Below are 13099 nucleotides of genomic sequence, written 5' to 3' on the forward strand. Positions count from 1 at the left end.
TCACGCCGACCGGCTTTTCCTTGTCGACGATCTCGAGCACGTCTTCCAGCGTCAGCGGCTCGAAGTACAGGCGGTCGGACGTGTCATAGTCGGTCGACACCGTTTCCGGGTTGCAGTTGACCATGATTCTGGTCTGCTGAAATTGTTCCAAACCGGCTCTACAGCATAAACCAGTTTGGAGCCACAATCGACGCATGCCGGGCCATCGCCTGATCCATTCCAACCCCCACACGACCGTGGAGCCGACATGTACGTCCCCGCCGAATTCAACGAACCCAACCCCGACGCGCTGCGCGAGCTGATCGTGCAGCATCCGTTCGGCAGCCTGATCACGCACGGCAAGAGCGGGCTCGACGCGAACCATATTCCGTTCGAGCTGCTGCCCAGCGACGGCGGGCTCGGCGAACTGCATGCGCACGTCGCGCGCGCGAATCCGGTCTGGCAGGACGTTGCGAACGGCGACGAGGTGCTCGTGATCTTCCGCGCGGGGGACGCGTATATCTCGCCGACCTGGTATCCGAGCAAGCATGTGGCGCACCGGCAGGTGCCGACGTGGAACTACGTGGTCGTGCATGCGCACGGCCGCATCACGGTGCGCGACGACGAGAAGTTCGTGCGCGGCGTGGTCGCGCGGCTGACGCGCACGCACGAGGCATCGCAGCCGGTGCCGTGGAAGATGGGCGACGCGCCGACGGATTATCTCGACGAGATGCTGCAGTCGATCGTCGGGCTGCAGATCGAAATCACGCGGCTCGTCGGCAAGCGCAAGCTCGGGCAGAACAAGGACGAGGCCGATATCCGCGGCGCCGGCGATGCGCTGGTCGCCAACGGCAACCTCGCGATCGGGGAAGCGATGATCGCGGCGGCCGACGCGAAGCGCGGGTAAGCGCCTTCGACAGGCAGGAATGCGCGGGCAAGCGCCACGCCCGCGCGCCGGCCCGTTACTGCGTGCGCGTCGCGCCCTTCGCGCCTTCGCCGGCCTGCGCGAGCGCGCCGCGAATCGCGGCCTCGGTCTTGTCGTACTCGCCTTCGCCATAGCGCGTATAGACGACCTTCCCGTTCGCGTCGATCAGGTACAGCGCGGGCCAGTACTGGTTGCCGTACGCACGCCACGTGTCGTAGCGATTGTCCTGCGCGACCGGATACCGGATGCCGAAGCGCTTGATCGCATCGGCGACGTTGCCCGCGTCGCGCTCGAACGGATACTCGGGCGTATGCACGCCGACCACGACGAGCCCCTGGTCGCGATACTTCCGGTCCCACTCCTTCACGTACGGAATCGTATGAATGCAGTTGATGCACGAGTACGTCCAGAAATCGACGAGCACGACCTTGCCGCGCAACTGGCCGAGCGTCAGCGGCGGGCTGTTGTGCCAGCGGTCGATTCCGGTGAAATCGGGCGCCGCCGTACCGGCCTGCGAAGTCGGCATGCCCGCGTCGTCGCGGGTGCCCGCGAAGGCGGCGAGCCCGGCCGTGGCGGCCAGGGCGATGACGAGGGTGGCGATCTTGAGTCGGGGCAGCATGGCGTTCTCCTGAGCGGGAGGCCGCGGCTCGGTGGCGGCGGCCGGACGGGTTTCGACAGGCCCCATTAGGCGGCGCCGACGTATCTGCGATGTGTCCGGCGAGCCACGCGTGTGCAATGTTGTGTGTCGTCGCGGCGGCGCGATACATTGGGATACAAACGCATGCCCGCCGTGCGGTATAAAAGCGGACATCGCCTGCCCGACTACCTCGACACCGACAACGACTCATGGACAAGATCGACCACGTGCTGATCGTCGACGACGATCGCGCGATCCGCGAACTGATCGCGGACTATCTGGAGAAGAACGGCATGCGCGTGTCGCTGGCCGCGAACGGCCGCGAGATGCGCAACGTGCTGGACGACGGCGCGCCCGACCTGATCGTGCTCGACCTGATGATGCCGGGCGAGGACGGCCTCACGCTGTGCCGCGACCTGCGCGCCGGCAAGTTCCGGACGGTGCCGGTGCTGATGCTGACCGCGCGCGGCGAGGAAACCGACCGCATCATCGGCCTCGAGATGGGCGCCGACGACTACCTGGCCAAGCCGTTCGCGGTGCGCGAGCTGCTCGCGCGGATCCGCTCGGTGCTGCGCCGCGCGCGCATGCTGCCGCCCGGCATGCAGGTGACGGAAACCGCGGAGATGCTCGCGTTCGGCGAATGGCGGCTCGACACGACCGGGCGCCACCTGCTCGATGCGGAAGGCACGCTGGTCGCGCTGAGCGGCGCCGAATACCGGCTGCTGCGCGTGTTCCTCGACAACCCGCAACGCGTGCTGACGCGCGACCAGTTGCTCAATCTCACGCAGGGGCGGCAGTCCGACCCGTTCGACCGGTCGATCGACCTGCTCGTGAGCCGGCTGCGCCAGCGCCTGCGCGACGGCGCGCGCGAACCGCGCTACATCAAGACGCTGCGCAACGAGGGCTATGTGTTCTCGTCGGCCGTGACCGCCGTCGACGGTACGCCTTGACGCCCTCCTCCCCCTAAAGGGAGAGGATTCCCACACCTGGCGATGCACGTCCGCATCGGAGAATGTTCAACGCAGCGTTGGTATCTCGATCATGCTCGACACCACAGTCACTGCAGGCCCACTCTCTTATTCTCAGTCCCGCGATACCTTTCGGCCGCGTCGTGCTGTCTTTCGATCCGCACGCCGAGCAGGACTGGGTCGAACCGCTTTCGTCGACTTCCTCGAACGTGGCTCCGTGCGCGATCGCCTTGTAACGGAGCTTGTTTCGGAAGGACGACCAGGATGCGTCGTAGACGCTCTTCGCCATCCTGGTTCTGGCGAGCTTCGCGGCCGACACGTTGCCGACCGCGATGTAATCGAAGCGCCGCACCAGATCGAGCGCGAGCTTGTGCTGGAAGTCGGCTCGGGCATTCGCCACCTTGGCGTGCAGCTTCGCGATATGCCGCTTGTGCTTTCGTGCTCGTTGCGCTTTCGCGAGCTTCTCGGCCGCGCATCGACCGAACCGATCGTTAGGCAGTCTCTCGCCGGTCGAAAGTGTGGCGAAGTCTTTCAGGCCGAGATCGATGCCGACGCCGGAACGGATAGGTCGGGCCTGCACATCCGGCATCTCGATCACGATGTTGAGAAACCAGTTGCCGCGCGCATCCTGCGCAAAGTTGGTTCCGTCCTTGATCTTGCCTTCGGGAAGCGCCCGGCTGTTGAACACGCGAAACGTGTTGCCGGCGAAACGGAACGCGTCACCCTCGCGCTTCAGGTCACGGCCCTTCAGCGGCACCCAGCCAAGAGACTTTTTGCCCCGATAGCGCAAGTAAGGTCGCCGGTGCTGACTGCGCGACTTCGCATATTGCTCGCACGTTGCGTTGACCGTGCCGGAATGGATGCCGAGTTCCTTGCTGCTGCCAGTGGTGAGCATGTTCAGGTCAAAACCCGTCGGCCACTTCTTGCTCCACTGGAGCGCGTGCTTCTGCGTGTCATTGCAGAAGTTCCAGACGTAGTTCACCGCGCGGCTCTGCTTGTTAAGCAGTCCGTTGAGCGACTTCACCCGGTAGCGATAGACAAGGATCATGCAGGTGATCCTAACCGGTGGAAGAAGCTGCCTGTCAACAGCAATCCTTTCCTCCCCGCCCTGAAGGACGGGGTTTCTCGGAGCAACTGATGAGCGCGCGCATGCCGTGGCACTGGCCGCGCTCGCTGTTCGCGCGGCTCGCGCTGATCCTGTGCGTGGGCCTCGCGCTCGCGCAGACGCTGTCGTTCTGGCTCACCGTGACCGAGCGCGACCAGGCGACCACCAACCTGATGATGGGCTACATCGAGCGCGAGGTCGCGAGCTCGGTCGCGCTGCTCGACCACCTGCCGCCCGCCGAGCGGGCCGCTTGGCTGCCGCGCCTTGCGCGGCGCAGCTATGCGTTCATCCTCGGGCCCGGCGAAACCGGCACCCCGCCGGAAGCGCGGCTGTCGGCGCGCGTCGAGCGCTCGATCTCCGACGGCATCGGCGGCGACTACCCGCTGACCGCGAACGCGATCCCCGGCGACCGCGAACATCTGCAGGTGCATCTGCGCCTGACCGACGGGTCGCCGCTGACGATCGACATCCATCCGATGTCGACGGTGCCGCTGTCGGGCTGGCTGCCGGTCGTGCTCGTGCTGCAGCTCGCGGTGCTGGCCGCGTGCTGCTGGCTCGCGGTGCGGCTCGCGACGCGGCCGCTCAAGCAGCTCGCGCAGGCCGCCGATGCGCTCGGCCCCGACCTGAAGGGCGAGCGGCTGAACGAGGGCGGGCCGTCGGAAGTCGCGCGCGCCGCCCGGGCGTTCAACGCGATGCAGGATCGCATCGCGCAGTACATGGCCGAGCGCATGCAGATCCTCGCATCGATCTCGCACGACCTGCAGACGCCGATCACGCGGATGCGCTTGCGCGCCGACATGATGGACGACGACGTGCAGGGCGCGAAGCTGCGCCAGGACCTGCTCGAGATGGAGCATCTGGTGAAGGAGGGCGTCGCGTACGCGCGGACGCTGCACGGCACCGAGGAGGCCGCGCGCCGCATCGATCTCGATGCGCTGCTCGACAGCATCGTGTGCGACTACACGGATGCGGGGCAGGACGTCGCGCTGCACAGCCGCGCGCCGCTCGCGCTCGTCACGCGGCCGAAGGCGCTGCGGCGTATCGTCGGCAACCTCGTCGACAACGCGCTGAAGTTCGCGGGCGCGGCCGAGATCGACGTGCACGCCGCGCCGGACGGCGGCGCGGTGATCGCGGTGCTCGACCGCGGGCCCGGCATTCCGGACGATCAGCTCGACGCGGTGTTCGAGCCGTTCCGGCGCGTGGAGACGTCGCGCAATCGCGAGACGGGCGGCACGGGGCTCGGCCTGGCGATCGCGCGGCAACTCGCGCTCGCGATGGGCGGCACGCTCACGCTGAACAACCGGACGGACGGCGGCGGGCTCGAGGCGCGGCTCACGTTGAGGAATGTGGTGTGACGGGATGCGGCGCGTGAGCGTCGCGGTTTCAGGGGCGTGTCGAAACTGAAGCCGAAGCCGAAGCCGAAGCCGAAGCCGAAGCCGAAGCCGAAGCCGAAGCCGAAGCCGAAGCGCGCGACCTCACACGCGCCGCAGATGCGCATCGACGAGCGGAGCGAGCGTCGACGCATGCACGGCCCCGAGATCGTGCCGGCCGCCCGGCACGACATGCAGCTGTGCATCGGGCAGCCGTTCGAGCAGGCGCCGGCCGGCCGCGACGGGGCTGATCGGATCGTCGTCGCCCCATAGCAGCAGCGTCGGTTGCGCGATGCGGCCGATTTCTTGCGACAGATCGGCACGGAACGTCAGGAACCAGTCGGGAAGCTGCGGGTTGGCTTCCGCGAAACCGGTACGCCAGTCCTGCGCGCCGAGCCCTGCCATGTCGAGTCCGCCGGACGTGACCGTCAGCACGAGGTGCGTGATCAGTGCGGGCTTGTCGAGCGCCGCGCGCATCGCGATCACGCCGCCCATCGATTGCGCGATCACGGCGGTCGGCCGGTCGATCGTGTCCAGCACGCGGCGCACGAGGCTGTCGAAATCGTCGACGGCCGGATCGTGCGGCGTGTCGCCGAAGCCCGGATAGCTGACGATCCGACGCTCGGCCGGATGCGTCAGGAGGCCGGCGAGCGGTTGCCAGAAGGCGGTGCTGCCCGATGCGCCGGGCAGGAAAAGCAGTTGCGACGGAACGGGCATGGCGGTGCGGTTTTCCGGTGAACGAAGGGAAGCGGGATGATGGGGCGGGCGTGTCAGCAACGGCCGGTGCGCAGGGCGACGACCCAGTCGTCGCGGCCGCGCGTGGCCGCGGTGGCCGCAGCCGTGTGCCAGTCGTATTCGACCGCATGGAATTCGACGTTCCAGCCGGCCGCCGTGCGCGACACCATCGCGTAGCGCGCATGCGGCGAACCCGTTTCGATGCGGTGCGGATGCGGCAGGTCGTCCGTGTATGCCTGCAGCCCGACGCTGCCCGGGTTGACGATCAGCCGGCCGTCGTCGAGCTTTGCCGTACGCGGCATGTGCGTGTGGCCGCACAGGATCAGCGACGCCGGTGCGTCGCCCGCGCGCCGCGCGATTTCATCGGGCGTGGCCGCACGGCAGCCGTCGGGCGTGACCGTTTCGAGGAAATAGACGAGGTCGCTGTCCGGCGTGCCGTGCACCATCAATACGTCGTCGCCGAGTGTCGCGCGTTCGGGCAGCGCGGCGATCCAGTCGAGATGATCGGTGCGCAGCGTGTCGTGCGCCCAGCGATCCGACAGCCGCATCGACTCGCGATCGCCGGTGAGCAGTTGCCGTTCGTGATTGCCCTTGATGGTCGGCAGGTCGAGCGCGATCAGGCGGTCGGCTGTTTCGGCCGGATGGAGCGCGCCCGACAGGATGTCGCCGAGATTGACGATCACGTCGGCACCGCGGCGGCGGACGTCGTCGAGCACCGCATCGAGTGCGGCGAGGTTGCCGTGGATGTCGGACAGCGCGGCGATTTTCATGGCGGATCGTCGTGGACGGAAACGGCGATTGTCGCCAATTCGGCGCAGGCCGTCCAATGGCGTGCGCCTGCGCAGCCGTGAGCGGGTTGACGTGAAATCGCGGGGCGCGTCAGTCGGTCGCGAGGCGCGCGTACATCGCGAAATCGCCCGGCGTGCCGCGCACGATCTTGTACGCGCGCAACAGCCCTTCGTAGCGGTAGCCGCACTTTTGCAGCACGCGTGCGGAGCCCGCGTTGCTGGTCAGCACGACGCCCTGCATGCGGATGAAGCCGCCGTCCGCGAATGCCCACGCGGTGACGGCCGCGCACAGCGCGCTCGCGATCCCGCGCCCCCAGTGCGACGGCGCGAGATCGTATGCGATCTCCGCCGAGCGGTTCACGGTGGACACGGTATGCAGGCCGATCGTCCCGGCGAGTGCCCCCGATGCATCGTCGATCACGGCAAGGCGCCGGATCGAATCCGGGTCGGTCGATTCGATGGCGTCGAACAGCGGCAGAAGATCGTCGGGCGAGCGCAGGTTCCAGCTCGTGTGGCGGAAGACGTCGGGGTTCGTCAGGTACGCGTGCCACGCGTCGAGGTCGGCGCGTTCGAGCTGGCGGAGCGACAGGCCGGGAAAGCCGGAGCGGGGCGGTGCAGCGATTCTCATCGGGATCCGCTCCTATGCCGCGTGACGCCGGTACAGCGCGAGCGACCCGGCGAGCGCGAGCAGCATCGCGCCGCACGTGCGTTCGAGCCACAGCGCACCCGCGCGCTTCAGTAGCCGCACCGCGCGTGCGCCGAGCAGCGCGTAGCCGAACATCACGGCGCCGTCGAGCAGCGCGAACGTGACCGCGAGCGCGATGTATTGCGGCGCGAGCGGCGCGGACGGATCGAGGAATTGCGGCAGGAACGCCGAGAAGAACAGATAGCCCTTCGGGTTCGTCACCGCCGTGAGGAAACTCTTCGCGAAGATCGACGCGTTGCGCCCGGATGCCGCGCCGTCGTGCGCGGCGGCGACGTCGAGCGACCCCTTCGACATCAGCAGCCGGATGCCGACATAGGCGAGGTACGCGGCGCCGAGCCACTTCACCACCGAGAACCAGAACGCCGACGCCATCAGCAGCGCGCCGAGGCCGAGCGCGACCGCGACGATCAGCACGAAGTCGGACAGCATCGCGCCCGCGAAGCCGTAGGCCGCGCGGCGCACGCCGTAGCGCGAGCCGTTGGTCAGCGCGAGCAGCACGGTCGGGCCGGGTGTCGCGATGCCGACGAAGGCGACGGCGGCGAAGATCAGCAAGGTCGTTTCATGCATGAAGGCTCTCCTGATGGACGGCGCGTTCGATTATCGGCTGCGCCCGCCCGGGCTGTACAGGGACGGCGCACGGCGTACACGGCCATCCGTTCCACTATCTCGATTTTGGAAACAAACTGTTTTCATTATTCCGCTTTCGACCGGAACCGGTTCCATTTACCATGACGGCCGCAGCGGGCATGCCCGCCGCGTCGTCGCGCGCGCGTCACCGGCCTCGCACCGCCGGTGGATCTCGCCGCCCGCGCGCTACTCGCAACTGACAGCCAGAACAACGGGTTCACCGCCCGGAGACACGACAATCATGAACAAGCAACTGATCGCAGCCCCGCTGCTGCTCTCGCTCGCGGGCATCGCCGCCGCGCAAAGCTCCGTCACGCTGTACGGCATCGTCGATGCGGGCGTGACCTATCGCAGCAACGAGCGGGTCGGCTCGGCGGGCGCGTACACCGGCCATTCGGACGTGGCGCTCACGACCGGCAACCTGTCCGGCAGTCGCTGGGGCATCAAGGGTTCCGAGGATCTCGGCGGCGGGCTGCGCGCGCTGTTCGTCCTCGAGAACGGCTTCGACATCACGAACGGCACGTCGGGCCAGGGCGGCCGCCAGTTCGGCCGCCAGGCGTTCGTCGGTCTCGGCAGTGATCGCTACGGCACGGTCTCGCTCGGCCGCCAGTACACGTCGCTCGACGACTTCGTGAGCCCGGTCGGCCCGTCGTCGTACATCGGCGGCTTCGGCGCGCACCCGGGCGATATCGACGACCTCGACCAGACCGCGCGTGTCGACAGCTCGATCAAGTACACGAGCGCCAACTACTCGGGCTTCACGTTCGGCGCGCTGTACGGCTTCGGCAGCCAGCCGGGCAGCATGAAGCAGCGCAACACGTGGAGCGTCGGCGCCGGTTACGCGGCAGGCCCGCTGCGCGTCGGGGTCGGCTTCGAGCGTTCGGACAACAGCAAGACGGGCGCGACCGACCCGACGACCGGCAAGTGGCAGAGCACCGACGACGGGCTGTTCAACTCGTCGATCAACGAAGGCTATGCGAGCGCGCAATCGCAGCAGATCATCGCGACCGGCGCGACCTACGACTTCGGCCCGGCCGTCGTCGGCGTGGACTACAGCAACGTGCAGTACCGCAGCGGCGGCCAGTCGCTGTTCACGGGCCACGCGACGTTCAACGTCGTGGGCGTGTTCACGCGCTGGAACGTGCGCCCGCAGACGCAACTGTTCGCGGGCTACAGCTACACGCGCGGCAGCGATGTCGATGGCGTGGACGACCGCGCGCAGTATCACAACGTGACGCTCGGCGCCGTCTACGACCTGTCGAAGCGCACCAGCGTGTACCTGCTCGGCGCGTACCAGCATGCGTCGGGCATGACGCTCGACGCGATGGGCCGGCCGGTGGCGGCGACCGCGTCGGTGTCCGACAAGGCGAACGGCCACTCGTCCGATTCGCGGTCGCAGGCCATCGTCAGCCTCGGCCTGCGCCAGAAGTTCTGACGCGCAGCGATCGTTGCGGCTGCAACGTTGCCCGCGCGCGATGCCGGCAACGTTGCACGCATGCTCCTATACTGTCGCCTCCTTTCTTCGAGGAGACGACATGACCCGAACGCATTCCGCGAGTTGCCTGTGCGGCACCGTCACCGTGACGCTGCGCGGCGAACCGGCGGCGCGCGCGAACTGCCATTGCGCGACCTGCCGCGATTTCTACGGCACGCCGGTGCTGTCCGCGACCGCGTGGCCGCCGGAGCAGGTGGCCGTCGAAGGCGGCCACGCGACGTTCCCGCATCCGGCGAAGTCGATGTCGCGCACGTACTGCGCGTCGTGCGGCGAGATCGTGTTCGGCACCAACCGGCTCGGCATGCGCGTCGTGCCGAACAGCCTGGCCGCGCGGGCGCACGGCGGGCAGTTGCCCGGCGACCTGCAGCCGACGATGCACCTGTTCTACCGGCACCGCGTGATCGACGTCGTCGACGCGCTGCCGAAATTCGTCGACGGCTGGGACGGCCCGACGCTCGACGACGCGAGCTGAACGATCGCGGCCGCGTGCCGGCATGGCCGGCGCGCGGTTCTGGTTTGCTTGCCGTCTCCCGCTTTTCCCTTCCTTCTTCCCTTTCTTCCGCCATATGCCGCTGCGCTGAATCGCGACAACGCGATTGCGCCGGATAATATTTTTTCCCTTTCATTTCAATTTCGATTTGTAATCATTGAGCTCATTTCCGGGGAATGAAAAAGGCAATGCGGACATTTCAGAAAAAATGACGCATTCGCATTGAACGGCCCGGAAGAAAATGCCGGGGAAAAAGCACCGAAACCGTGCGGCCGGCCAGCCGTTGCGGCGCGGTGAGCGGGTTTGACCATCGTTGACGGAAAAGCGCCGGACGGCAAAAGGAACGGCGTGAATAATTCGGGGTGACGGCGAATGCGCTTTAGCCGGAATCACCAATATTTCATGCGCCGCGATTTACAGTGTCGACAATTGAATGTTCGGGAGCATTATTCATGTCAATGAAACAAATTCGGGCGGCGTTGCTGGGAATGTGCATGGCGATGCTGGCACCGGCGAGTCACGCGCAGGTGCAATACTCGACCGACTGGCTCGCGAACACGTACGGCACGCTGGCCCAGCACGTCGGCAATGCGGCGCGCTCGATGTGGGTCGCGCCCGAGGGCGTGATCTACACGGCGTCGCGCTGGGACGAGAACGCGGGCGGCGTCGCGCTCTACCAGAACGGCCAGTCGATGGGCACGATCGGCATCCACGACGAATTCCAGGGCGGCGCGATTACCGGCAACGCGACGTCGATCTTCGTCGCGCTCGGCTACAACCGCACCTTCGGCAGCGGCTCGGTGGGCCGCTACAACCGCAGCACGAACAAGCGCGACCTGCGCATCCCGGTCAGCACGTGGACGGGCCTCCCGAACCCGGACGTGATCACCGGCCTCGCGACGGCCGGCAACCTGCTGTACGCGAGCGATTTCTACGGCAACCGCGTGCGCGTGTACACGACCGACGGCGTCTGGCAGCGCGACATCGGCGTGACCGGGCCCGGCGCGCTGGCGCTCGATGCCGCGGGCAACCTGTGGGTGGCGCGCATGAGCGCGGGCGTGGTCGTGCAGTACAGCGCGACCGGCACGCTGATGAACACGATCCAGATGGCGGCCGGCGCGCGGCCGTCGGCGCTGTATTTCGACGCGTCGACGGGGCAGTTGCTGGTGGGCGACCAGGGCCGCGACATGAACATCAAGATCTACAGCCTCGCCGGGGTGCCGCAGCAGATCGGCACGTTCGGCGTGCAGGGCGGCTATCTCGACACGACCTCGGGCATCAAGGGGCAGGTGGGCGACAAGCGCTTCACGCGCGTGGTCGGCATCGGCAAGGATTCAGGCGGCAACCTGTACGTGCTCAACAACGCGTGGGGCGGCGGCTGGGATCTCGGGCGCAACGGCAGCACCGACCTGCATTCGTACAGCCCGACGGGCGCGCTGCAATGGAAGCTGCAGGCGCTGAACTTCGAGGCGATCGCCGCACCCGACCCGGCGACGGACGGCGCGTTCTTCTACAGCGGCAACAACGTGTACACGGGCTCGGCGGGCGGCACGTTCGTCGCGAACACGGTCGATCCGTTCACCTATCCGAAGGATCCGCGCCTCGACATGAACGACTACCAGCGCGGCCAGCACTTCGGCCAGCTCGTGATGGTCGGCGGCAACCGGATTCTCGTCGCGTCGGGCCAGAACCCCGGCAACTTCAATTTCTATTACTTCACGCCGGCGACCGGCTACATCGCGAATCCGGCGGGCTCGCTGCCGGGCAAGCCGTTCAACACGACGTTGCAGGTCACGACCGGTTTCGATATCGACGGCAACGGCGACGTATGGGCCGGGCTGAACGGCTCCAACGCGATTACCCGCTACCCGATGACGGGCTTCGACGCGACCGGCAAGCCGTCATGGGGCAAGCCGGTGACGACGCCCGTGCCGAGCACCGTGGCGCCGACCACGCGCATCGTCTATCAGGCGGACAGCGACACGATGATTCTCGCGCAGGGCCTCGCGAACAACTGGGACTGGACCGCGATGAACGGGCACATCGAGGTCTATCACGGCTGGAAGAACGGCAACACGACCGCGCCGAACCCGGTGATCAACCTGACCAGCGCGAACCCGAAATCGATCGCGGCGGCCGGCCACTACCTGTTCGTCGGCTATGTGCACACCGTGCCGAACGTCGACGTGTTCGATCTCAACACGGGCGCCCTCGTCACGACGCTGACCAACTCGAACACGTCGGCGATGGACGTCGGCAACGACGTCGACTCGATGTACGGGATCCGCGCGTATCTGCGCTCGACCGGCGAATACGTGATCACGAAGGACAACTACAACGGCACGAGCATGATCGTGTATCGCTGGCATCCGTGAACGGGCAGGCCGTGCGGGCCGGATGGCCGGCACGGCGCCTGCGTCACGGCGCGCCGAGCACGCGCCCGTTCACGCTGAGCCCATACATCGAATCGGGCGAATTGTGGAACTTCGCGCGCGTGTCCTGCACCGAGCCCGTGAAGCGCGGGTCCTGCGGACGTTCGTGGCTGTCCATGAAGGTCGCGACGTCCCATGCCTCCTGATCGGTCAGCGTGCCGCCGAGTCCGAGCGGCATGTTGGCCTTGATGAAGCCGGCCGCATTGCGGATGTCGCCCATCCCCGCACCCCAGTTGAACGACCGCGCGCCCCACAGCGCCGGGAAGACCGCCTTGTCGCCGCTCGACTGCCCCTGGCCGTCCGCGCCGTGGCACAGCGCGCAGTGCTGCGTGTAGACGGCGGCGCCGCGCGCATAGTCGGCCTTCTGCGCGGGCGGCGGCAGTTTCAGGAAACCCTGCCCCGGCAGTTTCGTGCCGACCGGCGCGCCCTTCGCGAGCCAGTACGAATAGGTTTCGAGCGCGACAAGGATCGGGTCGCCGGCCGGCGGCGCCTTGCCGTTCATGCTGTAGCGGAAGCACCCCTGCAGGCGCTCGGCGAACGTGTTCACGTGGCCATTCTTGCTGCGGTACGCGGGATACAACAGGTACGCGGCCCACATCGGGCTCGAATCGGGCCGGCGGCCCGCATCGAGGTGGCAGCTCGCGCAGGTCAGCTTGTTACCGACGTACTTGCCCGCGAACTCGGGCGTGTGCAGGAAGATCTGTTCGCCGAGCTTCACGGTCTTGCCGAACTCGTCGGCGGGTATCGCGGATTCGGCGGGTGGCGCGAAGGGTTTGGCGGCCGCCGCCATCGCAGCCGGCGCGGGTGCGGATGCGGCGGCCGGCGCGTCCTGCGGGGCGGCC

At 67.2% G+C, this 13099-nt stretch carries 14 protein-coding genes; 6 read left to right on the forward strand and 8 right to left on the reverse strand.

The features are described from left to right. The first annotated feature begins 247 nt into the window (after positions 1-247). On the forward strand, positions 248-886 hold the full coding sequence (locus G3N61_RS34685) for an FMN-binding negative transcriptional regulator (RefSeq protein WP_205824615.1): 639 nt from the start codon (positions 248-250) through the stop codon (positions 884-886). A 55-nt stretch (positions 887-941) separates the two neighbouring features. On the opposite strand, the gene G3N61_RS34690 is transcribed toward G3N61_RS34685, so the two are convergent. Beyond that, entirely contained in the window at positions 942-1523 is a 582-nt protein-coding gene (locus tag G3N61_RS34690) for a thioredoxin family protein (RefSeq protein WP_089451888.1), read from the reverse strand. 227 nt (positions 1524-1750) lie between these two features. On the opposite strand from G3N61_RS34690, the gene G3N61_RS34695 reads away from it, so the two are divergent. Then, entirely contained in the window at positions 1751-2491 is a 741-nt protein-coding gene (locus tag G3N61_RS34695) for a response regulator (RefSeq protein WP_034190595.1), read from the forward strand. A gap of 13 nt (positions 2492-2504) precedes the next feature. Here the strand turns inward: G3N61_RS34695 and G3N61_RS34700 are convergent, their stop codons facing one another. Beyond that, positions 2505-3557: an RNA-guided endonuclease TnpB family protein gene (locus G3N61_RS34700; protein ID WP_089451889.1), complete on the reverse strand. Its 1053-nt coding sequence runs from the start codon at positions 3555-3557 to the stop codon at positions 2505-2507. Positions 3558-3646: 89 nt separating this feature from the next. Here G3N61_RS34700 and G3N61_RS34705 point away from each other — a divergent pair, with 89 nt between their 5' ends. Further along, complete coding sequence (locus G3N61_RS34705) at positions 3647-4969, forward strand: ATP-binding protein (protein ID WP_205824616.1); 1323 nt, start codon at positions 3647-3649, stop codon at positions 4967-4969. A 120-nt stretch (positions 4970-5089) separates the two neighbouring features. Here G3N61_RS34705 and G3N61_RS34710 read toward each other — a convergent pair whose 3' ends face one another. From G3N61_RS34710 to G3N61_RS34725, 4 genes are all read right to left on the reverse strand, one after another. Next, the gene (locus tag G3N61_RS34710; protein WP_205824617.1) at positions 5090-5701 is read right to left on the reverse strand and encodes an alpha/beta fold hydrolase; all 612 of its coding nucleotides are present in this window, start codon (positions 5699-5701) and stop codon (positions 5090-5092) included. A gap of 53 nt (positions 5702-5754) precedes the next feature. Continuing rightward, a complete protein-coding gene (locus G3N61_RS34715) occupies positions 5755-6489 on the reverse strand; it encodes a metallophosphoesterase family protein (RefSeq protein ID WP_205824618.1) in 735 nt (244 codons plus the stop codon). A 109-nt stretch (positions 6490-6598) separates the two neighbouring features. Continuing rightward, positions 6599-7135: a GNAT family protein gene (locus G3N61_RS34720; protein ID WP_043180742.1), complete on the reverse strand. Its 537-nt coding sequence runs from the start codon at positions 7133-7135 to the stop codon at positions 6599-6601. 12 nt (positions 7136-7147) lie between these two features. Next, a complete protein-coding gene (locus G3N61_RS34725) occupies positions 7148-7780 on the reverse strand; it encodes a LysE family translocator (protein WP_089451893.1) in 633 nt (210 codons plus the stop codon). Between the two features lie 301 nt (positions 7781-8081). On the opposite strand from G3N61_RS34725, the gene G3N61_RS34730 reads away from it, so the two are divergent. Both G3N61_RS34730 and G3N61_RS34735 read left to right on the forward strand, forming a co-directional pair. After that, entirely contained in the window at positions 8082-9275 is a 1194-nt protein-coding gene (locus G3N61_RS34730) for a porin (protein ID WP_043180738.1), read from the forward strand. A 100-nt stretch (positions 9276-9375) separates the two neighbouring features. Continuing rightward, on the forward strand, positions 9376-9807 hold the full coding sequence (locus tag G3N61_RS34735) for a GFA family protein (protein WP_205824619.1): 432 nt from the start codon (positions 9376-9378) through the stop codon (positions 9805-9807). Positions 9808-9957: 150 nt separating this feature from the next. On the opposite strand, the gene G3N61_RS34740 is transcribed toward G3N61_RS34735, so the two are convergent. Next, on the reverse strand, positions 9958-10218 hold the full coding sequence (locus G3N61_RS34740; RefSeq protein ID WP_205824620.1) for a hypothetical protein: 261 nt from the start codon (positions 10216-10218) through the stop codon (positions 9958-9960). Positions 10219-10277: 59 nt separating this feature from the next. Between G3N61_RS34740 and G3N61_RS34745 the strand changes: the two genes are divergently transcribed. Beyond that, positions 10278-12200, forward strand: a complete 1923-nt coding sequence (locus G3N61_RS34745) for an SMP-30/gluconolactonase/LRE family protein (RefSeq protein WP_205824621.1) — start codon at positions 10278-10280, stop codon at positions 12198-12200. Between the two features lie 43 nt (positions 12201-12243). On the opposite strand, the gene G3N61_RS34750 is transcribed toward G3N61_RS34745, so the two are convergent. Next, a partial coding sequence (locus tag G3N61_RS34750) for a c-type cytochrome (protein ID WP_241018043.1) occupies positions 12244-13099 on the reverse strand: 856 nt, incomplete at its 5' end.

It is taken from the genome of Burkholderia sp. Ac-20349, from assembly GCF_017104865.1.
GTDB lineage: Bacteria > Pseudomonadota > Gammaproteobacteria > Burkholderiales > Burkholderiaceae > Burkholderia > Burkholderia aenigmatica.